This window comes from Pseudomonas sp. GM17, assembly GCF_000282175.2.
Lineage (GTDB): Bacteria > Pseudomonadota > Gammaproteobacteria > Pseudomonadales > Pseudomonadaceae > Aquipseudomonas > Aquipseudomonas chlororaphis.
Genome location: NZ_CP124732.1, coordinates 2,641,330 through 2,667,715 on the forward strand (window position 1 = coordinate 2,641,330; position 26,386 = coordinate 2,667,715).

The 26,386-nt window shown below is 63.4% G+C and carries 26 protein-coding genes and 1 pseudogene; 17 read left to right on the plus strand and 10 right to left on the minus strand.

Annotation, left to right across the window (positions count from 1 at the left end):
• Window positions 1–99: 99 nt before the first annotated feature.
• Both PMI20_RS11885 and PMI20_RS11890 read left to right on the plus strand, forming a co-directional pair.
• Window positions 100–837 carry a DUF599 domain-containing protein gene (locus PMI20_RS11885; protein ID WP_007931525.1) on the plus strand — a complete coding sequence of 246 codons (738 nt, stop codon included), beginning with the start codon at window positions 100–102 and terminating at the stop codon, window positions 835–837.
• On the plus strand, window positions 837–1,238 hold the full coding sequence (locus tag PMI20_RS11890; protein ID WP_007931527.1) for an MAPEG family protein: 402 nt from the start codon (window positions 837–839) through the stop codon (window positions 1,236–1,238). The genes PMI20_RS11885 and PMI20_RS11890 overlap by 1 nt, the downstream gene beginning before the upstream one ends.
• 64 nt (window positions 1,239–1,302) lie before the next feature.
• On the opposite strand, the gene PMI20_RS11895 is transcribed toward PMI20_RS11890, so the two are convergent.
• A complete protein-coding gene (locus PMI20_RS11895; protein ID WP_007931529.1) occupies window positions 1,303–1,554 on the minus strand; it encodes a hypothetical protein in 252 nt (83 codons plus the stop codon).
• A gap of 158 nt (window positions 1,555–1,712) precedes the next feature.
• Between PMI20_RS11895 and PMI20_RS11900 the strand changes: the two genes are divergently transcribed.
• The 4 genes from PMI20_RS11900 to PMI20_RS11915 all read left to right on the plus strand — a co-directional run bounded on the left by PMI20_RS11900 (window position 1,713) and on the right by PMI20_RS11915 (window position 5,427).
• Complete coding sequence (locus PMI20_RS11900) at window positions 1,713–2,189, plus strand: PaaI family thioesterase (RefSeq protein ID WP_037035982.1); 477 nt, start codon at window positions 1,713–1,715, stop codon at window positions 2,187–2,189.
• Window positions 2,186–2,638, plus strand: a complete 453-nt coding sequence (locus PMI20_RS11905) for a PaaI family thioesterase (RefSeq protein WP_007931532.1) — start codon at window positions 2,186–2,188, stop codon at window positions 2,636–2,638. Before PMI20_RS11900 ends, PMI20_RS11905 begins: the two co-directional genes overlap by 4 nt.
• Window positions 2,639–2,726: 88 nt before the next feature.
• Window positions 2,727–4,631 carry a molecular chaperone HtpG gene (gene htpG / locus PMI20_RS11910; RefSeq protein WP_007931534.1) on the plus strand — a complete coding sequence of 635 codons (1,905 nt, stop codon included), beginning with the start codon at window positions 2,727–2,729 and terminating at the stop codon, window positions 4,629–4,631.
• A gap of 67 nt (window positions 4,632–4,698) precedes the next feature.
• Window positions 4,699–5,427, plus strand: coding sequence for a dienelactone hydrolase family protein (locus tag PMI20_RS11915; RefSeq protein ID WP_007931536.1), 729 nt, complete (start codon window positions 4,699–4,701; stop codon window positions 5,425–5,427).
• A gap of 93 nt (window positions 5,428–5,520) precedes the next feature.
• Here PMI20_RS11915 and PMI20_RS11920 read toward each other — a convergent pair whose 3' ends face one another.
• From PMI20_RS11920 to PMI20_RS11935, 4 genes are all read right to left on the minus strand, one after another.
• Window positions 5,521–6,699, minus strand: coding sequence for a trans-sulfuration enzyme family protein (locus PMI20_RS11920; protein WP_007931537.1), 1,179 nt, complete (start codon window positions 6,697–6,699; stop codon window positions 5,521–5,523).
• Window positions 6,696–8,072, minus strand: a complete 1,377-nt coding sequence (locus PMI20_RS11925) for a pyridoxal-phosphate dependent enzyme (protein ID WP_007931539.1) — start codon at window positions 8,070–8,072, stop codon at window positions 6,696–6,698. The genes PMI20_RS11920 and PMI20_RS11925 overlap by 4 nt, the downstream gene beginning before the upstream one ends.
• A gap of 208 nt (window positions 8,073–8,280) precedes the next feature.
• Window positions 8,281–9,168, minus strand: coding sequence for a pirin family protein (locus tag PMI20_RS11930; RefSeq protein ID WP_007931547.1), 888 nt, complete (start codon window positions 9,166–9,168; stop codon window positions 8,281–8,283).
• Between the two features lie 62 nt (window positions 9,169–9,230).
• Window positions 9,231–9,647, minus strand: coding sequence for an OsmC family protein (locus PMI20_RS11935; RefSeq protein ID WP_007931549.1), 417 nt, complete (start codon window positions 9,645–9,647; stop codon window positions 9,231–9,233).
• Between the two features lie 148 nt (window positions 9,648–9,795).
• Between PMI20_RS11935 and PMI20_RS11940 the strand changes: the two genes are divergently transcribed.
• The 4 genes and pseudogenes from PMI20_RS11940 to PMI20_RS30940 all read left to right on the plus strand — a co-directional run bounded on the left by PMI20_RS11940 (window position 9,796) and on the right by PMI20_RS30940 (window position 13,137).
• On the plus strand, window positions 9,796–10,797 hold the full coding sequence (locus tag PMI20_RS11940) for an amidohydrolase family protein (RefSeq protein WP_007931552.1): 1,002 nt from the start codon (window positions 9,796–9,798) through the stop codon (window positions 10,795–10,797).
• Window positions 10,798–10,909: 112 nt separating this feature from the next.
• A complete protein-coding gene (locus PMI20_RS11945; RefSeq protein ID WP_007931553.1) occupies window positions 10,910–11,374 on the plus strand; it encodes a DUF3859 domain-containing protein in 465 nt (154 codons plus the stop codon).
• 137 nt (window positions 11,375–11,511) lie between these two features.
• Window positions 11,512–12,282 (plus strand): annotated as a pseudogene (locus PMI20_RS30935) (MCP four helix bundle domain-containing protein); the annotation flags it as partial.
• Window positions 12,274–13,137, plus strand: coding sequence for a methyl-accepting chemotaxis protein (locus PMI20_RS30940; RefSeq protein ID WP_492569772.1), 864 nt, complete (start codon window positions 12,274–12,276; stop codon window positions 13,135–13,137). The pseudogene PMI20_RS30935 and the gene PMI20_RS30940, both read left to right, overlap by 9 nt.
• 84 nt (window positions 13,138–13,221) lie before the next feature.
• On the opposite strand, the gene fabB is transcribed toward PMI20_RS30940, so the two are convergent.
• From fabB to PMI20_RS11975, 5 genes are all read right to left on the minus strand, one after another.
• Window positions 13,222–14,442 carry a beta-ketoacyl-ACP synthase I gene (gene fabB / locus PMI20_RS11955; protein WP_007931556.1) on the minus strand — a complete coding sequence of 407 codons (1,221 nt, stop codon included), beginning with the start codon at window positions 14,440–14,442 and terminating at the stop codon, window positions 13,222–13,224.
• A gap of 11 nt (window positions 14,443–14,453) precedes the next feature.
• A complete protein-coding gene (gene fabA / locus PMI20_RS11960; RefSeq protein ID WP_007931558.1) occupies window positions 14,454–14,969 on the minus strand; it encodes a 3-hydroxyacyl-[acyl-carrier-protein] dehydratase FabA in 516 nt (171 codons plus the stop codon).
• 248 nt (window positions 14,970–15,217) lie between these two features.
• Window positions 15,218–17,119, minus strand: a complete 1,902-nt coding sequence (locus PMI20_RS11965; RefSeq protein ID WP_007931560.1) for an ATP-binding protein — start codon at window positions 17,117–17,119, stop codon at window positions 15,218–15,220.
• Entirely contained in the window at window positions 17,116–18,045 is a 930-nt protein-coding gene (locus tag PMI20_RS11970) for an ABC transporter substrate-binding protein (protein WP_177323811.1), read from the minus strand. Before PMI20_RS11970 ends, PMI20_RS11965 begins: the two co-directional genes overlap by 4 nt.
• Before the next feature lies 1 nt (window position 18,046).
• The gene (locus PMI20_RS11975; protein WP_007931567.1) at window positions 18,047–20,170 is read right to left on the minus strand and encodes a TonB-dependent receptor plug domain-containing protein; all 2,124 of its coding nucleotides are present in this window, start codon (window positions 20,168–20,170) and stop codon (window positions 18,047–18,049) included.
• A 194-nt stretch (window positions 20,171–20,364) separates the two neighbouring features.
• Here PMI20_RS11975 and PMI20_RS11980 point away from each other — a divergent pair, with 194 nt between their 5' ends.
• The 7 genes from PMI20_RS11980 (at window position 20,365) to PMI20_RS12010 (ending at window position 26,346) form a co-directional block, all read left to right on the plus strand.
• Window positions 20,365–21,390, plus strand: a complete 1,026-nt coding sequence (locus PMI20_RS11980) for an NAD(P)H-dependent glycerol-3-phosphate dehydrogenase (protein WP_007931569.1) — start codon at window positions 20,365–20,367, stop codon at window positions 21,388–21,390.
• Between the two features lie 18 nt (window positions 21,391–21,408).
• Window positions 21,409–21,756: a DUF4389 domain-containing protein gene (locus tag PMI20_RS11985; RefSeq protein ID WP_007931570.1), complete on the plus strand. Its 348-nt coding sequence runs from the start codon at window positions 21,409–21,411 to the stop codon at window positions 21,754–21,756.
• Window positions 21,753–22,202: a phosphohistidine phosphatase SixA gene (gene sixA, locus PMI20_RS11990; RefSeq protein WP_007931572.1), complete on the plus strand. Its 450-nt coding sequence runs from the start codon at window positions 21,753–21,755 to the stop codon at window positions 22,200–22,202. Before PMI20_RS11985 ends, sixA begins: the two co-directional genes overlap by 4 nt.
• 230 nt (window positions 22,203–22,432) lie before the next feature.
• On the plus strand, window positions 22,433–24,100 hold the full coding sequence (locus PMI20_RS11995; RefSeq protein WP_007931580.1) for an AMP-binding protein: 1,668 nt from the start codon (window positions 22,433–22,435) through the stop codon (window positions 24,098–24,100).
• A 30-nt stretch (window positions 24,101–24,130) separates the two neighbouring features.
• Window positions 24,131–24,574 carry a hotdog fold thioesterase gene (locus PMI20_RS12000; protein ID WP_007931583.1) on the plus strand — a complete coding sequence of 148 codons (444 nt, stop codon included), beginning with the start codon at window positions 24,131–24,133 and terminating at the stop codon, window positions 24,572–24,574.
• A 114-nt stretch (window positions 24,575–24,688) separates the two neighbouring features.
• A complete protein-coding gene (locus tag PMI20_RS12005) occupies window positions 24,689–25,495 on the plus strand; it encodes an alpha/beta fold hydrolase (protein ID WP_007931585.1) in 807 nt (268 codons plus the stop codon).
• Window positions 25,492–26,346 carry an alpha/beta hydrolase gene (locus PMI20_RS12010; protein ID WP_007931597.1) on the plus strand — a complete coding sequence of 285 codons (855 nt, stop codon included), beginning with the start codon at window positions 25,492–25,494 and terminating at the stop codon, window positions 26,344–26,346. Before PMI20_RS12005 ends, PMI20_RS12010 begins: the two co-directional genes overlap by 4 nt.
• The last annotated feature ends 40 nt before the right edge of the window (window positions 26,347–26,386 follow it).

Consider the following 26,386-nt stretch of genomic DNA (forward strand, 5'->3'; position numbering starts at 1 on the left):
CATTTTTTATGGGCGGCCGATGGTGTCTTTTTTCCTCGATCAACGTCGAAGCAGTGCCAGTTGTATCCGCACTCTGCCAACGCCTATCCGGGAACCTGCATGTCGTTCGTCGAAGCCAACCTGATCCATCTCATCGCCGCACTCTGGTTTGTCATCTGCTGGGGCGGCTACACCCGCTACGCCACGTGGAAGGGCCGCGACACCGCGTGCCTGGCCAGCGTGCTGCATTTGTACCGGGAAGACTGGATGCGCCGCATGCTGCTGCGCGATAACCGCATTGCCGACGCCAGCGTGATCGGCAACCTGGAGCGCAACGCCTCGTTCTTTGCCTCCAGCACCCTGATTATCCTCGCCGGTATCCTCACCGTGCTTGGCGCTTCCGAGCGTGCGGTGTCGCTGCTGGCCGACATTCCCATGGTTCAGCAGGCCTCCCAGGGCATGTCGGAGATCAAGCTGCTGTGCCTGGCCCTGGTGTTCGTCTATGCCTTTTTCACCTTCAGTTGGTGCATGCGCCAGTACAACTTCGCGGCCATTCTCGTGGGCTCGGCACCGATGATCGGTGAGCGGCATGTTTCCGAACAGGAGCGAAAAGCCTTTGCAATGCGGGCCGCGCGAGTAATTTCCATGGCCGCCAACCAGTTCAACTTCGGTCTGCGCTCCTATTACTTCGGCATGAGCATGCTGGCCTGGTTCGTCAGCCCCTGGCTGTTTATGTTGATGAGTGCGGGCGTGGTGCTGGTGCTGTACCGCCGGGAGTTTCATTCCGACGTGTTGGACGTGATGGTCTATACCCCTACAGAGGCGCCATTGCCCGAGGCGAACAAGGAGATAGCCTGATGAGTATTGCGTTTTGGTGTGTGTTTATCAGCGCGCTGTTGATTTACGTGGCGCGCATACCAGTAGCCAGAGCGATGAAAGAGCAGGGCGGTTACGACAATCACCTGCCACGCCAGCAACAGACACAACTCACAGGGTTCGGTGCCCGGGCAGTGGCGGCGCACCAGAACAGTTTCGAAGCCTTCATGTTATTCGCGGTCGGGGTCCTGATGGCCCATACCACCCAGACTCAGGGCTGGTTGATCAACGGCCTGGCGATCGTCTTCGTCATTACTCGGGTTATCTATCTGCTTTGCTATTGGGCGGATCTTGCCTGGCAGCGCAGTCTGGTCTGGTTTATCGGTCTGCTCTGCTCATTGCTGCTGATGCTTAGTCCGACTTTTCGCAGCCTGTTGGCTTAGCGTTATTGCAGACAAAGTAAAGCCCGCACTAGGCGGGCTTTCTTTTTGCTGCACTAAAACCGGATTAGTTGGTTTTAGGAGCGGCTTCCTTGGCAGCTTCTTCAGCCGCTGCTTTGCTCGATTCAACCTGATCTTTGGCTGCTTCGGCGTTTTCTTTTGCAGCTTCGTTCACTTTATCCTGAGCTTCATTCATTTTCTGTTGAGCTTGCTCAGCATGTTGGTTGGCATCTTGAGCTTTGTCCTCGGATTTTTTATCGCAGGCAGCGAGACCGAGGGAAGCGGTCAGCATCAGGGCAATAGCTAAAGTCTTACGCATGGGGTGTTTCTCCTTATTGAAGATATCTTCTGGCCTTTCGAGCATGGCTCTACAGGTTAAGTTCCTTGAAAGTTAAAGATATATAAAGTGCCAGCAATATGGAACTTTTACCTGCCGCGTTAACCGAGCGGTTTTGACACCAACTAGAGAATTTCCTTATGGAGCAAAACCCTGTTTTTGAGCGTGCGACGCGATTTTTGTCGGCGTTGCGCCATTGCCAGGTATTGGCCATGAGCGTGCACAGCGCCTCAAAAGACGGCATCACCCTGATGTTGCCTTACAGCTCGCAGATAGTCGGCAACCCCGAGACCGGAGTGATCCACGGTGGTGCGCTGACCTCGTTGATGGACACCGCCTGTGGCATGGCGACCTTGTGCGTCCTGCCGGAGTTCGAGGTCTGCCCGACCCTGGACCTGCGCATCGATTACATGCACCCGGCGCAGCCAGGCAAGAGCGTGTATGGTTTTGCCCAGTGCTACCGGGTGACCACCGATGTGATTTTCACCCGTGGTTTTGCCTATCAGGACGACCCCGAGCACCCTGTTGCCCATGTGGTGGGCACCTTCATGCGCATGGGCAAGGGCATCAAGGGCAGCAAAGGTTTTGCCGGCGCCATCAAGGGTGAGCAGCCATGAGCGACGATTTCCAGAAGCAAGTGCTGCATGCCCACCAGCAAGGCGATTATGCCGCGCTGCTGCAATTGATTCCCTACGCCAGACTGATCGGCATCGAGTGTTCGCGGCAAGGCGATGAGTTGCTGTTTCGCCTGCCCGCCAACCGCGACAATATCGGCAACCCGTTGCTGCCGGCCCTGCACGGTGGGGTGATCGCCGGATTCATGGAGCTGGCCGCGGCCCTGCATCTGTTGATTGGCACCGGCTCGCCGGGCGTGCCGAAGATCATCGACTTTTCCCTCGATTACCTGCGTGCCGGGCAATTTCGCGATACCTATGCCAAATGCCAGGTCTGCCGCCAGGGACGGCGGGTGGCGAACGTGGCCATCACCGCCTGGCAGAGCAGCGCGGAGGAGCCGATTGCCACCGCCCGCGCACATTTCAAGCTCGAAGAAAGTCCAGGGTCTTGAAATCTCAGGTATAGCCCCCAACTCTGTGGACATCCCGCCGTAAGCCCTCCGGGCGCGGCTTATGCCATCTGATTGGAGTTTGATGACCATGAGTGTGGAAACTCAAAAGGAAACCCTGGGCTTCCAGACCGAGGTAAAGCAACTGCTGCACCTCATGATCCATTCGCTGTATTCCAACAAGGAAATCTTCCTTCGCGAACTGATCTCGAACGCCTCTGACGCTGTCGACAAATTGCGCTTCGAAGCCCTGTCCAAGCCTGAGTTGCTGGAAGGTGGCGCGGAGCTGAAAATCCGTGTGAGCTTCGACAAGGAGGCCAAGACCGTCACCCTCGAAGACAACGGCATCGGCATGAGCCGGGACGATGTGATCACCCACCTGGGGACCATCGCCAAGTCCGGCACCGCCGATTTCATGAAAAACCTCACCGGCGACCAGAAGAAGGATTCGCACCTGATCGGTCAGTTCGGCGTGGGCTTCTATTCCGCCTTCATCGTCGCCGACAAGGTCGATGTCTTCAGCCGCCGCGCCGGCCTTGACGCCAGCGAAGGCGTGCATTGGTCCTCCAAGGGCGAAGGCGAGTTCGAAGTCGCGACCATCGACAAGGCCGACCGCGGTACCCGCATCGTCCTGCACCTGAAGTCCGGCGAAGACGAGTTCGCCGACGGCTGGCGCCTGCGCAACATCATCAAGAAGTACTCCGACCATATCGCCCTGCCGATCGAGCTGCCGAAAGAGGCCGCTGCCGCTGAGGGCGAGGAGAAGCCTGCGCAGGAATGGGAAACCGTCAACCGCGCCAGTGCCCTGTGGACCCGTCCGCGTACCGAAATCAAGGACGAGGAATACCAGGAGTTCTACAAGCACATCGCCCATGATTTCGAGAACCCGCTGAGCTGGAGCCACAACAAGGTCGAAGGCAAGCTGGAATACAGCTCGCTGCTGTATGTGCCGGCCCGTGCGCCATTCGACCTGTACCAGCGTGAAGCGCCGAAAGGCCTGAAGCTGTACGTGCAGCGCGTGTTCGTGATGGACCAGGCGGAATCCTTCCTGCCGCTGTACCTGCGCTTCATCAAGGGCGTGGTCGACTCCAACGACCTGTCGCTGAACGTGTCGCGGGAAATCCTGCAGAAAGACCCGATCATCGACTCCATGAAGTCGGCGCTGACCAAGCGCGTGCTGGACATGCTGGAAAAACTGGCGAAGAACGAGCCTGAGCAATACAAGGGCTTCTGGAAAAACTTCGGCCAGGTGATGAAGGAAGGCCCGGCCGAAGACTTCGCCAACAAGGAAAAGATCGCCGGCCTGCTGCGCTTCGCCTCCACCCAGGGCGACGACGGCGAGCAGAATGTTTCCCTGGCCGAGTACCTGGCACGCGCCAAGGAAGGCCAGGACAAGATCTACTACCTCACCGGCGAAACCTACGCGCAGGTCAAGAACAGCCCGCACCTGGAAGTCTTCCGCAAGAAAGGCATCGAAGTGCTGCTGCTGACCGACCGCATCGACGAGTGGCTGATGAGCTACCTGAGCGACTTTGACGGCAAGAGCTTTGTCGACGTGGCGCGTGGTGACCTGGACCTGGGCAACCTGGACTCGGAAGAGGACAAGAAGGCCGCGCAAGAAGTCGCCAAGAGCAAGGAAGGCCTGGTGGAGCGGATCAAGACCGCCCTGGGCGATACCGTCAGCGAAGTGCGGGTTTCCCACCGCTTGACCGACTCCCCGGCGATCCTGGCGATCGGCGAGCAGGACCTGGGCCTGCAGATGCGCCAGATCCTCGAGGCCAGCGGGCAGAAGGTGCCGGATTCCAAGCCGATCTTCGAATTCAACCCGGCTCACCCGTTGATCGAGAAACTCGACGGCGAGCAGAGCGACGAGCGCTTCGGCGACCTGTCGCACATCCTCTTCGATCAGGCGGCCCTGGCGGCCGGCGACAGCTTGAAAGACCCGGCCGCCTATGTGCGTCGTCTGAACAAGCTGCTGGTTGAACTGTCGGTTTAACTGCGTTGTATAAAAACCCGCTTCGGCGGGTTTTTTCATTCCGGTGTTTTTGAATCAGGAGTCTGAAATGAGCCAAGTCACTGTTCGTTCCCTGGTCTACCAGATTGATGGTCAATCCTATGAAAGCCGCCTGGCGTTCGATGCCAGCCAGCAGGGTCCGCGTCCGGGGCTGTTGATGGCGCCGAACTGGATGGGCGTCAGCGCCGGTGCCGAGAAGATCGCCGAGGCGGTGGCCGCCAAGGGGTATGTGGTGCTGATCGCCGACTTGTACGGGCAACAGGTCCGTCCGAGCAACGGCGACGAGGCGGGCGCCGCCATGATGCCGCTGAAGGATGACCGGGCCCTGCTGCGCAAGCGCATGCAGGCGGCTTTCGAGGCGCTGCAAAGCCAGCAGGAAGCCGCGGTGGACAAGGCCAGGCTGGCCACCTTCGGTTTCTGCTTCGGCGGCTGCTGCTCCCTGGAGCTGGCGCGCAGCGGCGCGCCGCTGAAAGCCGTGGTGTCTTTCCACGGCACCCTGGATACGCCGAACCCGGCCGACGCCCAGAACATCAAGGGCTCGGTGCTGGTACTGCATGGCGCTTCCGACCCGCTGGTACCGAAAGAGCAGTTGCCGGCCTTCGAAGCGGAAATGAATGCCGCGGGCGTGGATTGGCAACTGCTGAGCTACGGCGGCGCGGTGCATTCCTTCACCGATCCGCACGCCAATGTGCCGGGCAAGATGATGTACGACGCCAAGACCGCCCGTCGCGCCTTCACCTCGATGCACAACCTGCTGGATGAAGTGTTCAAGGGCTGAGCCCCGGGAACCACAAGCCCGCTTGGCGATGCAATGCGGCTCTCAGTGAGCCACCTTGTACGCCAGGCGGGCTTTTTTGTGCCTGTCGGCCATTCAGATTCGCGTCAGTGCCTGGGCCAGGTCGGCGCGCAGGTCCTCCACATCCTCGACCCCCACGGACAAACGCACCAGCCCGTCGCCGATGCCGAGCTGCGCCCGGGTGTCCGCGGGAATGCTGGCGTGGGTCATGATCGCCGGGTGCTCGATCAGGCTTTCCACACCGCCCAGGCTCTCGGCCAGGGCAAAGATCCGCACGCTCTCGAGAAAACGCCTGGCGCCGGCCAGGTCGCAGTCCAGGTCGAGGGAGATCATCCCGCCGAAACCGTGCATCTGCCGCCGTGCCAGTGCGTGCTGCGGGTGGGACGGCAGGCCCGGGTAGTAGACCCGCGCCACCTGTGGCTGGCGTTCCAGCCATTGCGCCAGCTCCAGGGCGTTGCTGCAGTGGCGTTCCATGCGCAGCGCCAGGGTCTTTACCCCGCGCAGGGTGAGGAAGGCGTCGAACGGCCCGGCGATCGCTCCCACGGCGTTCTGCAGGAAGCCCAGGCGCTCGACCAGGTCGGGGTTCTGCCCGACCACCGCGATACCGCCGATCACGTCGGAATGGCCGTTGAGGTACTTGGTCGTCGAGTGCAGCACGATATCGAAGCCCAGCTCCAGCGGACGCTGGATCCACGGGCTGGCAAAGGTGTTGTCGGCGACGCAGATGATGCCCCGCGCCCGGCAGATGCGCGCGATGGCGGCGAGATCGGTGAGGCGCAGCAGGGGATTGCTCGGGGTCTCGACCATGACCATCCGGGTGTCGTCCTGCAGCGCCGCTTCGAAAGCCGACAGATCGGTCAGGTCGACGAAGCTGAAGCGATGGCCGGCGCTGCGTTGGCGCACCTTGTCGAAGAGGCGGAACGTCCCGCCGTACAAGTCATTGCCGGAAACGATATGCGCGCCCGCGTCGAGCAGTTCGAGCACGGTGGAAATCGTTGCCAGCCCGGAGGCGAAGGCGAAGGCCTGGGTGCCGCCCTCGAGGTCCGCCACGCAGCGCTCCAGGGCCCAGCGCGTGGGGTTGTGCGAGCGCCCGTAGTCGAGCCCCTTGTGCACCCCGGGGCTTTGCTGGGCATAGGTGGAGTTGGCATAGATCGGCGGCATCAGCGCCCCGGTGGAAGGGTCCGGCGTTTGCCCCGCATGGATTACCCGGGTGGCGAAGGCGCGTGGCGCGCCGCTTTCATCCTGTTGGCTCATGGCAGTGATCTCCGTAAGTGGTTGAGCATGTCGACCCGGGTAATCAAGCCGTGGAAGCCCGAAGCGTCGGCGATGATCGCCACTAAGCCACGGTCGAGTTCCGCCTCCAGTTCGGCCAGGCTGGCGCCGGGAGGCAGCGTTTCCAGCTGATCGGTCATGGCGCTGGCCACGGTCTTGCGAAAGTGTGAAGCATCTTCGTGCACACCCAGCAGGATGTCCGACTCGTCGATCACCCCGACCAGCCGCTGCCCGTCCACCAGTACCGGCAGTTGCGAGACGTCGGCCAGGCGCATGCGCTGGAAGGCGGTGAGCAGGGTATCGTCCGGCCCCACGCTGATTACCCGGCCGTCCTCGAAGCGCCGCGCGATCAGGTCGCGCAGGTCGCCGTAGCCTTTGCGTTGCAGCAGGCCCTGGTCGTTCATCCATTGGTCGTTGTAGATCTTCGACAGGTAGCGGGTGCCGGTGTCGCAGACGAAGCTGACCACCCGCTTCGGCTCAGTCTGCTCGCGGCAGTAGCGCAGAGCCGCGGCCAGCAGGGTACCGGTCGAAGAGCCACCGAGAATACCCTCGGCGCGCAGCAACTGGCGGGCGTGCTCGAAACTTTCCTCGTCGCTGATGGAATAGGCCTTGCGCACGCTGGAAAGGTCGGCGATGGACGGAATGAAGTCTTCGCCGATGCCTTCCACCGCCCAGGAACCGGGCGTGCCGAGGGCGCCGCTGCGGCTGTATTCGGCCATCACCGAGCCGACCGGATCGGCCAGGACCATGGCCAGGTCCGGCTGCACCCGGCGGAAGAACCGGGTCAGGCCGGTCAGGGTGCCGGCCGAGCCGACGCCGACCACGATGGCGTCCACGTCATGCTGGGTCTGCGCCCAGATTTCCGGCGCGGTGCTGCATTCGTGGGCCAGCGGGTTGGCCGGGTTGTTGAACTGATCGGCGAAGAACGCGTTGGGAATCTCCTTGGTCAGTCGTGCGGCCATATCCTGGTAGTAGTCAGGGTGGCCCTTGCCGACATCGGAGCGGGTGATGTGCACTTCGGCGCCCATCGCCTTGAGATGCAGGACTTTCTCGGTGGACATCTTGTCCGGCACCACCAGGACCACTCGATAACCCTTGGCGCGGCCGACCAGGGCCAGGCCGAGGCCGGTGTTGCCGGCGGTGGCTTCGACTATGGTGCCACCGGGTCGCAGGCGGCCATCGCGCTCGGCGGCATCGATCATCGCCAGGCCGATGCGGTCCTTGATCGAGCCACCGGGGTTTTGCGATTCAAGCTTGAGAAACAGCGTACAGGGGCCGGTATCGAAACGGCTGACACGCACCAGCGGCGTGTTGCCGATCAGTTCGAGTACGGCGGGACGGGAGTCGTTCGGCATGTCGTCACCTCGCTGCGCAAAGCTGCGCTGGATGGGCGACCCACGGCGAATCATCGCGCGCCGGTCGCAGGCAATGCATCGCTTGGACCATAGGCCGGGATCCGGCTACCCGCAACCGCTCGCGCCGGCCGGTACCTGGTTGCGCAACCAGGCGGCGGGGGAAGCCTGGCCCGGCGCTTGACCTGTCCGGATCACCGAGCGCCCGGCGCTACAGGGGTGACGGCGAGCCTTTGCCCTTGGGCAGTTCGATTCTTTCGCTTTCCCCCGGCACTGTCGGCCAGTCGCCGGCGGCCCAGCGTTGGCGGGCTTCATCGATACGCGCAGGGTCGCTGGAGACGAAGTTCCAGTTGATCCGTCGTGGACCATCCAGCGGCGCGCCGCCGAACAGCACGGCATGGCAATCACTGTCGGCGAACAGGGTGGGTGTGGTTCCGGCCGGCAGGATCACCAGCGCATGGGGCTCGACGGGCTCGCCGTCCAGCTGGGCGTCGCCTTCGAGCACGTACAGGGCGCGCTCTTCATGTTCGGCGGGGATCAGCAGGGTGGTCGCGGTCTGTAGCTGTATTTCGGCATACAGGGTCGGGGAGAGCACTGGCACCGGCGATTCCAGGCAGAAACCGCTGCCGGCGATCATGCGGATCTTGACCCCGAGGTTGTCGCTGACCGGCAAGGTCGCGGCCGGGTGATGGCTGTAGTGCCCCGGGCCTTGTTCATGGGCCTTGGGCGAAGCCAGCCAGACCTGCAGGCCGTGCATGCTGAAATCGCTGTCGATCAGCGCCTGCGGGGTACGCTCGACGTGGGCGATGGCGCTGCCGGCGGTCATCCAGCTGACATCCCCCGGGTTCACCACCTGGTCGGAACCGAGGCTGTCCTTGTGCTGGATCTGCCCCTGGAACAGGTAGGTCAGGGTCGACAGGCCGATATGCGGATGCTGGCGGATATTCATGCCCTTGCCCGCGGGGTAGCGGGTTTGCAGCATGTGATCGAAAAACACGAAGGGCCCGACGCTGCGGCATTGGGCCGAGGGCAGCGGACGCAGGATGGGTTGGCCTTCGACGTCCTCGGCGCGAGGGCGAATCACGAGCGGTGTGTTCATGGTGCATTCCAGGCTGATCGGGTTATGCCCGGGAGCATAACCCGCTTGTGCAACCCTTAGCGCTATTGGCTGAAGGCGCCTTCGGAGAGGTGGGTCTCGATGCTCACCTCGGCGGTGGTCATCAGCTTGTGCACCGGGCAGCGGTCGGCGACGCGATGCAGTTCTTCACGCTGGGCGTCGGTGAGCACGCCCTTGAGGGTCAGCTTGACGTGCAGCGCATATTTGCCTTTCTGCTCCTGGCTGTTGTCGTGCTTGACCTCGACCGTGACGCCGGTGAGCGGAATCTCTTTTTTCTGCGCATACAGCTTGAGGGTCAGGGCCTTGCAGGCACCCAGGGCGGCATCGAAAAAGTCGTGGGGTTCCGGCGCGGAGCCTTCGCCGCCCAGGGTCTTGGGCAGGTCGGCGAACAATTGATGGTCATCGATCTGGATGCTGTGGCGGAAACCTTCGCTGGACTCGGTGTTGACGGTGATAGTCATGGCGGACCTCGGGCAGTGGTGAGCAGTCGGAACAGACGTTGAAAGGTGGTGCAGTTATAGAGCATTACGCTTGCCGTGCGTTCCCCTTTTTCTGAACCGTCACCTGCGGGGCAGGGTCTACCCAGCGTCAACCGACGGGAGCCCGCCCATGCACTGGATCTACCTGAGCACCTTGCTGTTGCTGCTGCCGAGCGCCTGGGTCCAGGCCCGCGACTACGCCTACAGCGATGCTCACTTGCATTACGTCGACTTCTTCCAGGAGTCGGCGGGCATGGACAAGCTGCTCAAGGCCATGGCCGACAATCGCATCGAGCATGTGATGATTTCCGGTATCCCGGTGGCCAAGAAATGGCATGAAGACGAACCCAAGCGGCCGCGCTACTACGCCGGCGACGACGCCGATGCCTACTGGTACAGCGCCACCGATGTGATTGTCGCTGCCGCGGTGAACCGCCTGACGCCCGAGCAGCGCCAGCATTTTCATCCGTTCCTGTCCGGCTTCAACCCCAACGACAAGAACTCCGACGCCCATATCCAGCGCATGCTCGACCTCAATCCGGGGCTGTGGCAGGGCATCGGCGAAGTGTTCACCCGCCACGACGACCTGACCGCGCTGACCTCCGGCGATACACCGCGGGCCAATAACGAGGCGATGACGCGGATCTATCACCTGGCGGCGGAAAACGACCTGCCGGTGATGCTGCATTCCAACATCACCTCCAAGCGCGAGAAGAACCCGCTGTACCTGGCGGAAATCGAAGAGCCGCTGCGCAATCATCCCCACACGCGCTTTATCTGGGCCCACGCGGGCACCAGCATGGAGATCCACCGGCATCAGGTGCAGCTGGAATTTCTCCTGCCGACCCTGGCGCGGATGCTCGAGTCTTATCCCAACCTCTACATCGACCTGTCCTGGAGCGTGCTCAGGCCATATCTGCTGGATGAGCAGGGCGTGCCTCGGGCGCAGTGGCTGAAGCTGGTGGAGCGCTTTCCCGAGCGCTTCATGCTGGGTTCGGACGTTGTCGGGCGTTTCAACAAGCTGGGGCGGGAAATGCGCGGCTTCGATCCCTTCCTCGATGCCTTGCCGGAGGCCGTGGCGCGCAAGGTGGCCCGGGACAACTTCCTCGCCGTGCTGCCGCGCGCACGTTGATCCTGGGTGGCTCCGGTTCGTGGGCGTTGCCAAGGTGCTGGTGATGCAGGTTTGTCATCAGCCTGTCATGCCTGCGTCATAGGCTCGCGCCATCTCAATCAAGGAGCGCGATATGCACCTCACCCGTTTAAGCGCATTGGCGGCGCTGATGATGCTCAGTGGCCTTGCCAGTGCTGAAGTCCGTGTCGAAGGCCCGGTGGAATATGGTGTGTTCGAGGGGCCGAAGGCCGCGTTGCAGTCGGGTGAGCGGGTGCTGCGGCGCAGCAACGAAAACATCGAGCAGACCGAGATCGTGCCCGCGCGGCTGGGCACTAAGTTCGGCCTGCGTTATCAGTTGGCCGGCAAGGTGGCCGAGGATGTGCCACTGACCCTGTTGTATTTCACTCCGGGCATCCGTACCCCGGATGGCCAGCGTCACGACAAGCTCGAAGTGACCCAGAAACTGGTGCCGGGCGCGCCGCAGGACATCATGGCCTATGAGTTCACCGAGAGTCATGAGGTGATCCCCGGCGAGTGGCGTTTCATGGTATTCCAGGGCGACCGTTTGTTGGTCCAGCAGCGTTTTACCGTACGCTGAATCGTTTACGCCCAGGCATCGGAGTGCTTGGGCGTTTTGATATCACGTTTTCGTCTTAAGCAAATTTTCCGCGACCCGATACCTTCAAGAGCAGCCCGCTGTATGGCGAATGCAGCGTTTTTGGAAGGAACCGGAGAATGAGCATCAGGAGTCTCAACATTGCACCGCGCGCGGGCCTGGGCTTCGGCCTGCTGGCGCTGATGGTGTTCGGCCTGGGGGCGTTCGCCCTGCTGCAGATGTCGAACATGCGCGCGCAGTCCGACGAGGTCGACAACAACTGGCTACCCAGTGTGATGTCGGTGGGCGAAATGAATCAGGACCTGCTGCGGGTCCGGGCGCTGACCATGCGCTTGCTGATCAACCGCAGCCCCCAGGCCCTGGCGCAGAACGAAAGCAAACTCAACGAGATCAAGCGCGGCATGACGGTGGCCCAGGAGCGCTATAACGCGCTGATTGTGCTGCCGGAAGAGCGTGTGCTGTTCGATCGCTACAAGGCCGCCGAGAAGCGCTACCTCGAGCATCAGAACCAGGTGATGGCGCTGTCGCAGCAGGGGCGGGTCGAGGATGCGGTTGCGGTGGTCAATGGCGAGATGAGCCAGTTGGCCGATGAGCTGGCGGGCACCCTCAATGAGCTGGTGGCCCTCAACCGGCACAACGCCAACCTGGCCACCGAGCTGGCCAGGGCGGTGTTCAGCAACGCCAAGGTCTGGGTGGTGGTGATGATTGTGGTGGCGGGCCTGATGACCATTGTCCTGGCCCTGTTGCTCACCCGCAGCATCGTGCTGCCGCTCTCGCAATCGTTGAACGTGGCCGAGGTGGTGGCCGGCGGCGACCTGACCGAGGACATTCGGATCAGCGGCAAGGATGAGCCGGCGCGCCTGCTGCAGGCGCTCAAGGCCATGCAGCACAGCCTGCGGGAGACCATCCGGCGTATTTCCGAGTCTTCCAGCCAGCTGGCTTCCGCTTCGGAGGAACTCAGTTGCGTGACCGAGGACGCCACCCGCGGCCTGCACCAGCAGAGCCAGGAAATCGAACAGGCGGCGACTGCGGTGAACCAGATGACCGCTGCGGTGGAGGAGGTGGCCAGCAATGCCGTGGCAACGTCCGAAGCCTCCCGCCAGTCCGACCTGATTGCCCAGCATGGGCGTGAGCAGGTGCGCCAGACGGTACAGTCCATCGAGTCCCTGGCCGACGACGTGACTGCCAACGCCTCCCAGGTCGAAGAGCTGGCGCAGAAGGTGTATGGCATCAGCAAGGTGCTGGATGTGATTCGTTCGGTGGCCGAACAGACCAATCTGCTGGCCCTGAATGCCGCCATCGAGGCGGCGCGGGCCGGGGATGCCGGTCGCGGGTTCGCGGTGGTGGCGGACGAGGTGCGGGCGCTGGCGCATCGCACCCAGCAATCGACCCAGGAGATCGAGCAGATGATCGGCGGCATTCAGCTGGGCACCGAGCAGGCTGTCAGCTCCATGCAGCAGAGCAACAGTCGGGCCCGCTCGACCCTGGAGCTGGCCAAGGCGGCGGGGACGGCGCTGGAGGAAATCGCCGGGGCGATCACCCTGATCAACGAGCGCAACACGGTGATCGCCAGCGCCTCGGAGGAGCAGGCGGCGGTGGCCAGGGAGGTGGATCGCAACCTGATGAACATCCGCGACCTGGCCATGCAGACCTCGGCCGGGGCCAACCAGACCAGCGCCGCGAGCCAGGAACTGTCACGGCTGGCGGTGGACCTGAACACCCTGGTGGCGCGTTTCTCGGTGTAAGTGCTTTTGCGCGGGGGAAAACAGTCGCCCAATAAAAAACGCCCCGAACCAGTCGGGGCGTTTTTCATGTGGCAAAGGCGGGGCTTACTTGCCCTGCCAGCGCTTCAGGACCAGGGTGGCGTTGGTGCCGCCGAAGCCGAAGCTGTTGCTCATCACGGTGTTGATGGTGGCGTCTTCGCGAGTCTTGGTCAGGATCGGCATGTCGGCCACTTCCGGATCCAGCTCGTCGATGTTGGCCGAACCGGCCATGAAGTTGCCTTCCATCATCAGCAGGCAGTAGATCGCTTCGTGAACGCCGGCGGCGCCCAGGGAGTGACCCGACAGGCTCTTGGTGGAGCTGATGGCTGGAGCCTTGTCGCCGAACACTTCACGCACGCCTTTCATTTCCGCGACGTCGCCGACCGGAGTCGAGGTGCCGTGGGTGTTCAGGTAGTCGATCGGTGCGTCGACAGTAGACATGGCCATCTGCATGCAACGGATTGCACCTTCGCCGCTTGGCGCCACCATGTCGTAGCCGTCGGACGTCGCGCCGTAGCCAACGATTTCGGCGTAGATCTTCGCGCCACGGGCCAGGGCGTGTTCCAGCTCCTCGACCACCACCATGCCGCCACCGCCGGCGATGACGAAGCCGTCACGGTCGGCATCGTAGGCGCGGGAGGCTTGTTCCGGGGTGTCATTGCGCTTGCTGGACAGGGCGCCCATGGCGTCGAACAGGAACGACTGGCTCCAATGTTCTTCTTCACCGCCACCGGCGAACACGATGTCCTGCTTGCCCATCTGGATCTGTTCCATGGCGGTACCGATGCAGTGAGCACTGGTGGCGCAGGCGGAAGCGATGGAGTAGTTCAGGCCCTTGATCTTGAACGGCGTGGCCAGGCATGCGGAAACGGTGCTGCTCATGGTCCGCGTCACGCGGTATGGGCCGACGCGCTTGACGCCTTTCTCGCGCAGGATGTCCAGCGCTTCCATCTGGTTCAGGGTAGAGGCGCCGCCAGAGCCAGCGATCAGGCCGGTACGCGGGTTGGAAACCTGCTCTTCGGTCAGGCCGGAGTCGGCGATGGCGTCTTTCATGGCCAGGTAGGCGTAAGCCGCCGCGTGGCCGACGAAGCGATAGATCTTGCGATCGATCAGCTCTTCGAGATTGAGGTCAATGGAGCCGGAAACCTGGCTACGCAGACCCATTTCGGCATATTCCGGGTTGAAGCGGATGCCAGGGCGACTTGCACGCAGGTTAGCGGAGACGGTCTCTTTGTCATTGCCCAGGCACGAAACGATGCCCAGACCAGTGATAACGACGCGGCGCATGCGGATAACCCTTAGAAGTTGTCAGTGGAGGTGAAAACGCCGACCCGGAGGCCTTCGGCGGTGTAGATTTCGCGGCCGTCGACGCTGACCGAACCATCGGCGATGGCCATGTTCAGCTTGCCCTTGAGGACGCGCTTGATATGAATGTTATAGGTGACTTTCTTGGCGGTCGGCAGCACCTGGCCAAAGAACTTCACTTCGCCCGAGCCCAGGGCGCGACCGCGGCCCGGCAGGCCTTGCCAGCCCAGGAAGAAACCGACCAGTTGCCACATGGCGTCAAGGCCCAGGCAGCCCGGCATCACCGGATCGCCTTCGAAGTGGCAGGCGAAGAACCACAGGTCAGGGGTGATATCCAGCTCGGCGACCAATTCACCTTTGCCGTACTTGCCGCCCTCTTGGCTGATATGAGTGATGCGATCCACCATCAGCATGTTCGGGGCGGGCAGTTGCGCGTTACCTGGGCCGAACAGCTCACCGCGACTGCAGCGCAGCAGATCTTCCCGAGTAAAGGCGTTTTGTTTGGTCATGCGAGCTCCTCAATAGTCCCATGCGGCAGGGTGGGGCAAATCTTCCCGGCCGATCGAAGCGTTCATGCCTCGAGCCGGCAGCCTACTCATAGACTATTGCGTTGTGGTGAAAGTCACAGCACAAGGGACATGAATGTACACTTGTGCACTGAAATTATTATACAGGCCCTGTGAGGGGCCTGTTCGGGTGCCTAAGACTGCCGCACTTTCGCCCGCCACGCCAGTCGCAGATGGTCGATAAGTGGCCGCTACTGCACCCAGCGTTGGAGAATTTGCTGCAGATCCGTGCGTTTGAACGGCTTGGCCAGGTAATCGTTCATTCCCGCCGACAAACACGCTTCGCGGTCGCCCTGCAAGGCGTTGGCGGTCAAGGCGATGATCGGCAGATCGGCGCATCCGGGCAGTTGGCGGATCTGCCGGGTGGCCTCGTAGCCGTCGATCAGCGGCAGCCGGCAATCCATCAGGATCGCCTCGAAGATCAGGCTCTCGGCGCTGCGAATGGCCTGGGCGCCATCGGTGGCGATGCTGACCGTGAAGCCCAGGCTGCGCAGCATGGCCTGGATCACAGTCTGGTTGACCGGGTTGTCTTCCACCAGCAGCACGTTGCGTCCTTCGCCATGGGCATGCCCGCTGTGCACCCGCGGCGCCAGCACCGGCAGGCTTTGCTGGTACAGCGCCAGCGGGATCTCCAGGGTGAACACCGAGCCGCGGCCTTCCTCGCTCTGGGCGCGCAGGGTGCCGCCCATGCGTTCGGCCAGGGTGCGGGCGATCGGCAGCCCCAGGCCGGTGCCGCCATAACGCCGGGAAATCGAACTGTCGGCCTGCTGGAAGGCGTTGAACATCAGTTCCAGGCTTTCGGTGCTGATGCCAATCCCGCTGTCGCGCACGCTGCAGGTGAACCACAGCAGCTCGTGGTCCAGGGCCTGCCATTGCGGCTCGACGGTGACGCTGCCTTGCTCGGTGAACTTCAAGGCGTTGCCGATCAGGTTCACCAGGATCTGCCGGATGCGCGTCGGGTCGCCTTTGACCTGCAGCGACTCCATGCCGGGCGGCAGTCGCAGTTGCAGGTCCAGCCCGCGTTGCGCGGCGCTGTGCTGGAAGGCTTGGGCCGAGCTGCTGATCAGTTCGGCGAGGTTGAACGGGATGTGCTCCAGCTCCAGGGCCGAGCGCTCGATGCGCGAGAAGTCGAGGATGTCGTTGATCACCTTGAGCAGGTGCTCGGTGGACTCGGAGGCCAGCGCCGCGTATTCGTGCTGTTCATCGGTCATTTCGGTGGTTTCGAGCAGTTGCAGCATGCCCAGCACGCCGTTCATGGGCGTGCGCAGTTCATGGCTCATCATCGCCAGGAAGTCCGACTTGGCGTTGTTGGCCCGCTCCGCTTCTTCGCGGGTCTGGATCAACTGGGCCATGGCCTGGTGCTGCTCGCGGCTGGCCTGCTCGAGGCCGGCGGCCAGGTTGTTGATATGCCGCGAAAGATCGCCCAGCTCGGCGTCGTCGACGATCGGCAGCGGAGTCTTGAAGTCACCCTGTTGAATGGCCTTGACCGCGGTGCCCATGGCGCTGATCGGCTGCGACAGGCTGGCCGCCAGGCGGCGGGCCAGGAGGAAGGTGAACAGCAGGGCGAACAGCGCGAGGATGCCGGCCTTGAACAGGATCTCCTGCTGGCGCTGGCTGAAGGCGTCGTTGGACATGCCGACGATCACCCGCCCCAGGTAGTCCTCGCTCGGACTCACGCTGGCGCTCGGGTCGTCCTGGAACAAGTCGTTGCTGAGCTGGATGCGTTGCAGGCGCACCGGGGCCTGGAACACTTCGACCTGCTGTGAGCGGTTGTGGGTCTCCGAAGGCTGCTCGACGTACACCAGGATCTTGTTGCGGCTGTCCTGGACTTCGAGAAAGCGCACATGGGGCGTGGCCAGGGTGGCCTTGAGCAGGCTCTCGAGACCTTCGCTGTTGCCCGAGATCACCCCGTATTCGGTGGCCGGCGCCAGCTGGTTGGCGATCAACTGGCCGGTGTGGTTCAGCTCCTGGCGCAGATCCTGGATCCGTACGAAGGTAAAGAAGCTGATCAGCAGCAGGGTCAGCAGCAGCGCCGGGCCGAGGCAGATGATCTGGGTGCGGGTACTGATGTCCCAACGGCGACGGAAGGTCATGGGCGTTTTTCTCCTTCGGCCAGCTGGGTCGCCACCGATTGCTCGTCAATCGGTTCGACACCCAGGGAGCGTGCCACTTGCGGGTTGCTCAACACCTTGAACGGTTGTGGATACAGGGTACGCGGCCAGTGGGTCGTGGGCCGGTCCAGCAAATCGTCGAGCACCTGCAGCCAGTCTTCCTGGTCGCTGTAGGTGCTGGCCAGGCTGCCGGCCTTGACGAAGCCGGCATTGGGGCCGATCAGCGCCAGTTGCCGGGCATAGCTGCTCAATAACAGGTTCTTCGCGGTTTTCGGGTTGTACAGCTGCGGATCGTCCAGCCCCAGCAGAACGTCGCTGCTTTTCAGCAGGCTTTGCAGCGGACGGCTGTCATTGGTGTCGTCCCAGCGCTCGGCGACGATTTCCAGCCCCAGGGGATGGGCGGCCTGGTGCAGCTCCTTGAGCAGGAATTCGCTGTCGGCGCCGTAGAGCACGCCGATCCGCCGGGCCTGGGGCAGGATCTTGCGGATCAGCCGCAATTGCCGAGCCAGCGGCGGGTCGCTCCATAACAGGCTCAGCCGGGGCGAAGACGTTGTCCCCAGGCGCTGCTGAGCCTGGATCCGGCCGATGCGCAGCACCAGGGTGGCCGGGCCCTGGGTATCTTTCTGGCGCCACTCCAGGCTGGCCGGGTCGAGCAGGATCAGCCGGGTGCCCGCTGGCAATTGACCGGGGGCAGGCAGGTTGGCCAGGAGTTCGAAGCGCACTTCGTCCTGTGGCCGCTGTTGCGCCAGTGCCTGGGCGAAGGCCCGCACACCGGTGCTGTCTTCGGCGCCAGTCAGCAACACCTGGGCCGCCCATGCGGGGAATGCACCCCAGAGGCAACAGAACAGCAGCAGGCGAACCCGGAAACGGTTCAAGGCAGGCGTCATCCCTGACTGACGGTGGCTCATGCTAGAACGTCAACTCCGCACTGAAGTAGAGGACGTGGTGCGAGTCATAGTTGTTGTCGACAAAGGTAGTGGGCTCGTCGTCGAGCCGTTGCTGGAGCACGCCGGCCAGCTCCAGGCTGCCCTTGCCCAGGGGGATACGCTTGGCGACGCGGGTATCGACCCGTTCGAAGCGATACCCGTTGAGCGCGCTGGAACCATAGTAGAAGAGCGCGCTGGACCAGCCCTGGCCCCAGTCGCGCAACCAGCCCGCCGAGCCGCTGTGGCGCGCGGTCAATTGCTCGTCCAGCGGGTTGCTGGCTTCGGCGTCGACATAGGCGTACGTCAGGCGCAGCCGGTCCGCCGGGTTCAGGCGCCAGTCCAATTGGGTTTCAGTGCCGGCGAAGCGTGAGCTGTTGCTGTTACTGGCGATGTACTGGTTGTTGCGCAGCGGCTCGCTGATCATCCCGCTGATTTCGTCGTAGAACAGCTTCACATCGAGGTTCAGCCCGAGATCGGCGAAAAAGCCGTTGTAGCCCAGTTCCCGTGAGCGCATGCGTTCCTGGTCGAGGTTGCCCGGGCCGCGGGTCTTGACGAAGTACTGGGCGCTGGGCTGGCCGTAGGCGGTGGGGCTCAGCTTGGTGACCCGGTAGCTCCAGTTGACGTTGTTCTCGAACATGTCCGGCGAGCGGATCGCTTCCGAATACACCGCCCGCAGGCCGTGGCGCGGGTTGATCAGGTAGTTGACCGCCACCCGCGGGGTCAGCGAGCTGCCGCTCAGTTGCGAGTCCTCGAACATGGCGCCGCCCTGCAACAGCCAGTGTTCGGTGGCGCGCCATTCCAGCTGGCCGAAGGCGCGCCAGGTGCTGTCGTCGAGGGTGCCGTTGAAATAGGTTTGCGAGTCGGCGCGGTCGTAGCGATAGTTCAGGCCGCTGACCAGGCGCACGCCGTCGGACAGGCTCAGGGTGTCCTGCAGTTCGAGGTCGTAGCGCGATTCGCGGGCGCTCTGGTCGATATCCCCGCAGACCGTGCGCTTGGCGCCGTCCTTCCATTGCGTCAGCACCTGGTTCGCCAGGGCCTGTTCGGCCGCGGTGCCTGGAGGGGCGCCGGAGCCGGTGAAGTTGTCCATGTGCCGGGCCAGCAGTTCGGCGTAGTTCGGGTTGAGCTGCCAGAGGCGGGTCAGTTCCGGGCTGAACGACACTTCGGCGTCACAGGCGCGCCAGTTCTGCTGGCGGTCCCAGTGCTGGGCCGAGCCTTGTATATAAAGGCTGTGCTCCGGGTTGATGTCGAGGTTCCAGCGCAGCGAGCCGGCATAGTCCTTGGCGATCACGTCGGAGTTGTAGCCGGCCGAAGTGATGCCGGAGAACACTGGCCGGTAGGTATAGGGGCGCTGGTTGCTGCCTTCCTTGGCGCTGAGTTGCCAGTCGATGCTCTGCCGCTCGTCGAGCATCTGGCTGACCGACAGGCTGAAGCGGTTCAAGCGCCGGCTGTCGCGGTAGTCGGCGCCGTTGCGATCGCTGTCGAAGCCGTCGTCCTCCTGCCCGGACAGCGACAGACGCAGGTCGCCGCTGTCCCAGCCGGTGCCTTGGCTGGCGTACCAGTCGCTGATGCCGCGCTGGCCGCGGGTGACCTTGATCCGCGTGCCGTGGCTGTTGGCGGGCGAGCGGGTGATGATGTTGATCACCGCCATCAGCGCGTTGGCGCCGTAACTGACGGTATTGGGGCCGCGGAACACCTCGATGCGCTCGATGTCCTCCATGGCCACCGGAATGTCGCTCCAGTCCACGGTGGCCAGGCCTGCCCGGTACACCGAGCGTCCATCGATCAGCACCTGCATGCGGCGCGCTTCGCTGGCATTGGTGCCGTGATAGTTCACCGCGGCCTGGTTGCCGCTGATATTGCCGACCATCATCCCCGGCACCAGGCGCAGCAGCTCGCTGATATCGCGGGCGCCGCTGGCGTTGATCAGTTCGCTGTCGAGCACGGTCATGCTGCCGGGCACGGCCGCGGGGGATTGTTTCAGACGGGTGGCGGTGAGGATTTCCGGCAGCGGCTGGCTGTCCAGGAACAGATCGTCGGCCAGCACCGGGGTGCTGCAAAGCAGCGCCAGCAACAGGGATGGGCGGGAGAGGGGAGGGCCAGGATACACGGCACAGCCTTGATAACGAGTAATTGCCGCGCATGTTAACCGAGATGACCGGGTTTTCCAGTCGATAACCCCGACATTCCCCGTCCTAATCGGTGTTTTCCCGGCATTTGTGCCTAATTGTTCACAGGGCTGGCCGCCGCAGGGGCGCCCCGTATAATGCCGCCATCGCCACTGTATGGATTGACGGATTGCATATGACTGAACAGCGCCCTATCGCGGTCCTGGGAGGCGGAAGCTTTGGTACCGCCGTGGCCAATCTGCTGGCCGAGAACGGTCATCGGGTGCGGCAGTGGATGCGTGACCCGGAGCAGGCGGAGGCCATTCGCATTCATCGCGAAAATCCGCGTTACCTCAAAGGCATCAAGATTCATCCGGCGGTGGAGCCGGTGACCGATCTGTTGGCCACCCTGAACGACAGTGACCTGTGTTTTGTCGCCTTGCCCTCCAGCGCCCTGCGCTCGGTGCTGGCGCCCCATGCGCAGTTGCTCGCCGGCAAGCTGCTGGTCAGCCTGACCAAGGGCATCGAAGCACAGACCTTCAAGCTGATGAGCGAAATCCTCGAAGACATCGCCCCGCAAGCGCGGATCGGCGTGCTGTCCGGGCCGAACCTGGCCCGTGAAGTGGCCGAGCACGCCTTGACCGCCACCGTGGTCGCCAGTGAAGACGAAGAACTCTGCCAGCGTGTGCAGGCGGCCCTGCATGGCCGGACCTTCCGCGTCTATGCCAGCGCCGACCGCTTCGGCGTCGAGCTGGGCGGGGCGTTGAAGAACGTCTACGCGATCATTGCCGGCATGGCTGTGGCCTTGGGCATGGGGGAAAACACCAAGAGCATGCTGATTACCCGGGCGCTGGCGGAAATGACCCGTTTCGCCGTCAGCCAGGGCGCCAACCCGATGACCTTCCTTGGCCTGGCGGGGGTTGGCGATTTGATCGTCACCTGCTCGTCGCCCAAGAGCCGCAACTACCAGGTCGGTTTCGCCCTGGGCGAAGGCCTGAGCCTGGAAGAGGCGGTGGACCGGCTCGGCGAGGTGGCCGAAGGCGTGAACACCCTCAAGGTGCTCAAGGTCAAGGCGCAGGAAGTGGGCGTATATATGCCGCTGGTGGCCGGATTACATGCCATCCTGTTTGAGGGGCGCACGCTGAACCAGGTCATCGAGCTGCTGATGCGCGGCGAGCCGAAAACCGATGTCGATTTTATCTCCACCAGTGGTTTCAACTGAGCAGGACAGGAGCGAGACATGAACGATACGAATTCCGAAGCCAAGTACGAATCCATCCTGCTGCGTGTGCTGTGGATGCTGGTGTTCGTGCTGGTCTGGCAAGTGGCGCAATTCATCCTTGGCGCGCTGGTGCTGGTGCAACTGATCTACCGGCTGATCTACGGCTCGCCGAGCGCCAGCTTGATGAACTTCGGCGACAGCCTGAGCCAGTTCCTGGCGCAGATCGGTCGTTTCGGCAGTTTCCATACCGACCAGAAGCCTTGGCCGTTCGCCGACTGGCCGGCCCCGCGGGCCCCTGAAGGTGAAGCGCCGCATGTGGTGCCACCGGCGCCCCATCCGGTGCGTGACGAGGAGCCCAAGCTGTGAAGCTCTGGGTGTTGCGTCACGGTGAAGCCGAGCCTCACGCGCGCAGCGACGCCGAGCGCAACCTGACCGAGCATGGCCGCGAGGAGGCGCTGCGCAGCGCCGCGCACCTGATCGGCCAGCCGCTCAGCGCGATCATCGCCAGCCCTTATGCGCGGGCGCAGCAGACGGCGAAGCTGGTGCGCGAAGCCCTAGGCTTCGAAGCGGAAATCCGCACCGTGTCCTGGCTGACGCCGGACAACAACCCGCTGTCGGTGGTCGCCCAGCTCGACTCGGCGGACAACGTGCTGCTGGTCAGCCACCAGCCGCTGGTGGGCAACCTGATCGGCTTTCTGCAGCATGGTCATCTGCGCAATCCCCAGCCGATGCACACCGCGGGCCTGGCGGAACTCGAAGGCGACTGGCCGCTGGCCGGCCTGATGACCCTCAACAGCATCAGGAATCCCTGAGCCAGAGCCCTCGAACTCGTGGGAGCGAGGCTTGCCCGCGAAGGAAGCGGCGCGGACTGTCCGAAGCAGCGCGTCCGCCCTCATCGCGGGCAAGCCTCGCTCCTACCACGATCTGTTCTTTTCGCTACATTTCTTAACTTGCGGCGTTTCTTTGTGCGTGGAATAGTCGCCCGAGCAAGTGCTTGGTTGGCTAGCCTCACGATCAGAACAAAAACAAAGGAGCGAGTCGCATGTCTGCTGCTTTTCGTTTGCCGCTGGAAGTGTTCTACGAGCGCGAAGCTCGTCATCCCCGCCAACGTTTCCTGGTCCAGCCCCTGGGTGGTGGCCGGGTCGAAGAACTGACCTGGGCCGATGTCGGCCACCAGGCCCGCTGCGCCGCCCACTGGCTGCGCGCCCGCGAGCTGCCACCGGGCAGTCATGTCGCGATCATTTCCAAGAACTGCGCCCACTGGATCATCGCCGACCTGGCGATCTGGATGGCCGGTCACGTTTCCGTGCCCCTGTATCCCAACCTGACCGCCGATTCGGTGGCCCAGGTGCTGGAGCATTCCGAGTCGGCCCTGGTGTTCATCGGCAAGCTCGACGACTGGCCGGCGATGGCCCCCGGCGTGAAGCCCGGGCTGCCCACCATCAGCCTGCCGATCTGTCCCGAAGGCCGCTTCGACTTCACTTGGGACGAGTTGCAGCAGTGCTCGCCGATCCAGGACGACCCCAACCCCGCCGCCGAGCAACTGGCGACCATCATCTACACCTCGGGCACCACCGGCCTGCCCAAGGGCGTGATGCACAGCTTCGGCACCCTGGGTTTCGCGGCTTCACGCGGCACCCAGCTGTTCGGCCTCGGGCCGACGGACCGGCTGCTGTCCTACCTGCCGCTGTGCCATGTGGCCGAGCGCATGTTCGTCGAGATGGCGGCGATCTATACCGGGCAGACGGTGTTCTTCGCCGAGAGCCTGGAGACCTTTCTCACCGACTTGCAGCGGGCGCGGCCCACGGCGCTGTTCGGCGTGCCGCGGATCTGGACCAAGTTCCAGATGGGCGTGTACAGCAAGGTCCCGGCCAAGCGCCTGGAGTTCCTGCTGGGCCTGCCTTTCATCGGCAAGCGGGTCGGGCACAAGGTGCTGGCCGGGCTGGGGCTGGACGCCCTGCGAGTCGCCTTGTCCGGCGCCGCGCCGGTGCCGCAGACCCTGCTGGACTGGTACCAGCGCCTGGGCCTCGACGTGCTGGAGGTGTACGGCATGACCGAAAGTTGCGGTTATTCCCATATCGGCCGCAGCGGCCAGCATGTACCCGGCTGGATCGGCCGGCCCTGCCCGGACGTCGAGGTGCGGATCGACGAGGCCGGAGAGGTCCAAGTGCGTAGCGGGGCGACCATGCTCGGCTACTTCAAGGACCCGCAGAAGACCGCGGAAACCGTCACCGCGGATGGTTTCCTGCGCACCGGCGACAAGGGCGAGCAGGACGCCGAGGGCAATCTGCGCCTGACCGGGCGGCTCAAGGAGATCTTCAAGACCAGCAAGGGCAAGTACGTGGCCCCGGCGCCGATCGAGAACCGCCTGGCGGTGCATTCGCGGATCGAGCAGGTGTGCGTGGTCGGCGATGGCCTGAGTGCGCCGCTGGGCTTGTGCGTATTGTCCGCGGCCGGTTTGCAGGACGCCGCAGGCAACGCCCGTGGCGGCCTGCATGCGAGCCTGGAAAGCCTGCTTGACGAGGTCAATGGCGCGCTCGACAAACATGAACGCTTGCACCGCCTGGTGGTGGTGAAGGACAGTTGGGCGGTGGAAAACGGCTTTCTGACCCCGACCCTGAAGATCAAGCGCAATGTCATCGAAGCCGCCTACGGCGAGCGCTTCAAAGAGTGGAGCGAGCGTTCCGAAGCGGTGCTGTGGCAGGATTGAGCGCGGATAACCTCCCTAAAGGATGCAGTGATGAGCCTATGGCGTACCACCCCGAACATCGAGCAACTGAACGCGATCCAGAAAAACACCATCGGTGAGGTGCTGGACATCCGCTTCGAGTCCTTCGACGACGAATCCCTGACCGCGAGCATGGTGATCGACCATCGCACCCATCAACCCTATGGCCTGCTGCACGGCGGCGCCTCGGTGGTGCTAGCGGAAACGGTCGGCTCCATGGCCAGCTACCTGTGCATCGACGCCAGCAAGTTCTACTGCGTGGGCCTGGAGATCAATGCCAACCATTTGCGCGGCCTGCGCTCCGGCCGGGTGACGGCGGTGGCCAGGGCGATTCATATCGGGCGTACCACCCATGTCTGGGATATTCGCCTCTGCAGCGACGAAGGCAAGGCCAGCTGCGTATCGCGCCTGACCATGGCCGTGGTGCCCCTGGGGCAGACGCCGCCGGCACGTTGAGTGGTACCCATAGGCTGAAGCGGAGTGTCATCATTCTTGACCGTTACTGTCATTGCCGCCGGGTAATGGCATGCGGACAATCAGCCATCGTTTTTTGTTCATGAGTTAGCCGGTATGTCGCAACAGGTGTTTTTCACTCACGCCAACGGATTTCCCTCGGGTACCTATGGCAAGTTGTTCGCCGCCCTGGCCCCCGAATATCAGGTGGCGCATTTGCAGCAGCACGCCCACGATCCGCGCTTTCCGGCGGACGACAACTGGCTGAACCTGGTGGACGAACTGATCCACCATCTGCAACAGCAGGCCGAGCCGGTGTGGGGTGTCGGCCATTCCTTCGGCGGCGTCCTGCATCTGCATGCGGCGCTGCGTTGTCCGGAGCTGTATCGCGGGGTGGTGATGCTCGATTCGCCGGTGCTGACCCGTGCCGATCAATGGGTGATTCGCGCCGCCAAGCGGTTCGGTTTCATCGATCGCCTGACCCCCGCCGGCCGGACCCTGGGCCGCCGCGAGGAGTTCAGCGACCTGGAGTCGGCGCGCAAGTATTTTGCCGGCAAGACCCTGTTCCGCGGCTTCGACCCCGAGTGTTTCGACGCCTACCTGCAACATGGCCTGCATCAGGTCGACGGCCGTTTGCGGTTGCGTTTCGACCCGGCCACCGAGATCAGTATCTATCGCGGCGTGCCGCACACCAGCCCGGGCCGCCCCCGGCAGTTGAAGGTGCCGCTGGCGGTAGTGCGCGGGCGCCAGAGCCGGGTGGTGATGAAGCACCACGCCAGCAGTGTCGGGCGCATGCCCCATGGTGAGTCCCTGAGCATGCCGGGCGGGCACATGTTCCCGCTGGAGCGCCCGCAGGACACTGCGGCCCTGCTGAAAAAACTCTTCAGCCGCTGGCAAACCCGCGCCGAACGGAGCTGCGCATGAGCGTCGCGGTGGAAGAAGTCCGCCTGAGCCTGCCGCATATCGAGCTGGCGGCGCACCTGTTCGGCCCCGAGGACGGCCTGCCGGTCATTGCCTTGCACGGCTGGCTGGACAACGCCAACAGCTTTGCGCGGCTGGCGCCCCGGCTGCGTGGCTTGCGCATCGTCGCCCTGGACATGGCCGGGCATGGCCATTCCGGACACCGCCCCCTGGGCGCCAGCTATGCGCTCTGGGATTACGTGTATGACGTGTTGCAGGTCGCCGAGCAGATGGGTTGGAAACGCTTTGGCCTGCTCGGGCATTCCTTGGGGGCGATCGTCTCGCTGGTGTTGGCCGGCTCGTTGCCCGAGCGGGTGAGCCACCTGGCGCTGATCGATGGGGTGATTCCGCCGACCGCCAGCGGGGAAAACGCCGCCGAGCGCATGGGCATGGCCCTGCAGGCCCAGCTGGACCTGCGGGACAAGCGCAAGCCGGTCTACGCCACCCTGGACCGCGCCATCGAGGCGCGGATGAAGGGCATGGTCGCGGTCAGCCGCGAAGCCGCCGAACTGCTCGCGCAACGCGGCCTGATGCCGGTCCCGGGGGGCTACACCTGGCGCAGCGACAGCCGCCTGACCCTGGCTTCGCCGCTGCGTCTGACCCAGGAGCAGGCCCTGACGTTCGTCCAGCGCCTGGCCTGTCCGGCCCATCTGGTGGTGGCGGCCGACGGCATGCTGGCCAAGCACCCGGAGTTGCTGGAGCGGCTACCCTTCAGTCGGGAACAGCTGCCCGGAGGCCATCACCTGCACTTGAACGACGAAGACGGTGCCACCCTTGTTGCAGACTGTTTCAATAGGTTTTTCGCCGTTTCTTGACTTGCAGCGGGCAACTGTCGAGGCTGGGCGGGTTGAAATG

Bases quoted from the DNA above. Each gene is read 5' to 3' on its own strand.
- PMI20_RS11890 (WP_007931527.1), top strand. From the start codon at position 837: ATGAGTATTGCGTTTTGGTGTGTGTTTATCAGCGCGCTGTTGATTTAC.
- PMI20_RS11885 (WP_007931525.1), top strand. From the start codon at position 100: ATGTCGTTCGTCGAAGCCAACCTGATCCATCTCATCGCCGCACTCTGG.
- PMI20_RS11940 (WP_007931552.1), top strand. From the start codon at position 9,796: ATGCACTGGATCTACCTGAGCACCTTGCTGTTGCTGCTGCCGAGCGCC.
- PMI20_RS11970 (WP_177323811.1), bottom strand. From the start codon at position 18,045: ATGAGCCACCGTCAGTCAGGGATGACGCCTGCCTTGAACCGTTTCCGG.
- PMI20_RS11945 (WP_007931553.1), top strand. From the start codon at position 10,910: ATGCACCTCACCCGTTTAAGCGCATTGGCGGCGCTGATGATGCTCAGT.
- PMI20_RS11930 (WP_007931547.1), bottom strand. From the start codon at position 9,168: ATGAACACACCGCTCGTGATTCGCCCTCGCGCCGAGGACGTCGAAGGC.
- PMI20_RS11935 (WP_007931549.1), bottom strand. From the start codon at position 9,647: ATGACTATCACCGTCAACACCGAGTCCAGCGAAGGTTTCCGCCACAGC.
- PMI20_RS11995 (WP_007931580.1), top strand. From the start codon at position 22,433: ATGTCTGCTGCTTTTCGTTTGCCGCTGGAAGTGTTCTACGAGCGCGAA.
- PMI20_RS12000 (WP_007931583.1), top strand. From the start codon at position 24,131: ATGAGCCTATGGCGTACCACCCCGAACATCGAGCAACTGAACGCGATC.
- PMI20_RS11920 (WP_007931537.1), bottom strand. From the start codon at position 6,699: ATGAGCCAACAGGATGAAAGCGGCGCGCCACGCGCCTTCGCCACCCGG.
- PMI20_RS11915 (WP_007931536.1), top strand. From the start codon at position 4,699: ATGAGCCAAGTCACTGTTCGTTCCCTGGTCTACCAGATTGATGGTCAA.
- PMI20_RS11985 (WP_007931570.1), top strand. From the start codon at position 21,409: ATGAACGATACGAATTCCGAAGCCAAGTACGAATCCATCCTGCTGCGT.
- htpG (WP_007931534.1), top strand. From the start codon at position 2,727: ATGAGTGTGGAAACTCAAAAGGAAACCCTGGGCTTCCAGACCGAGGTA.
- PMI20_RS11980 (WP_007931569.1), top strand. From the start codon at position 20,365: ATGACTGAACAGCGCCCTATCGCGGTCCTGGGAGGCGGAAGCTTTGGT.
- fabA (WP_007931558.1), bottom strand. From the start codon at position 14,969: ATGACCAAACAAAACGCCTTTACTCGGGAAGATCTGCTGCGCTGCAGT.
- PMI20_RS11925 (WP_007931539.1), bottom strand. From the start codon at position 8,072: ATGCCGAACGACTCCCGTCCCGCCGTACTCGAACTGATCGGCAACACG.
- PMI20_RS30940 (WP_492569772.1), top strand. From the start codon at position 12,274: ATGCAGCACAGCCTGCGGGAGACCATCCGGCGTATTTCCGAGTCTTCC.
- PMI20_RS11895 (WP_007931529.1), bottom strand. From the start codon at position 1,554: ATGCGTAAGACTTTAGCTATTGCCCTGATGCTGACCGCTTCCCTCGGT.
- PMI20_RS11900 (WP_037035982.1), top strand. From the start codon at position 1,713: ATGGAGCAAAACCCTGTTTTTGAGCGTGCGACGCGATTTTTGTCGGCG.
- PMI20_RS11905 (WP_007931532.1), top strand. From the start codon at position 2,186: ATGAGCGACGATTTCCAGAAGCAAGTGCTGCATGCCCACCAGCAAGGC.
- PMI20_RS12010 (WP_007931597.1), top strand. From the start codon at position 25,492: ATGAGCGTCGCGGTGGAAGAAGTCCGCCTGAGCCTGCCGCATATCGAG.
- fabB (WP_007931556.1), bottom strand. From the start codon at position 14,442: ATGCGCCGCGTCGTTATCACTGGTCTGGGCATCGTTTCGTGCCTGGGC.
- PMI20_RS12005 (WP_007931585.1), top strand. From the start codon at position 24,689: ATGTCGCAACAGGTGTTTTTCACTCACGCCAACGGATTTCCCTCGGGT.
- PMI20_RS11965 (WP_007931560.1), bottom strand. From the start codon at position 17,119: ATGACCTTCCGTCGCCGTTGGGACATCAGTACCCGCACCCAGATCATC.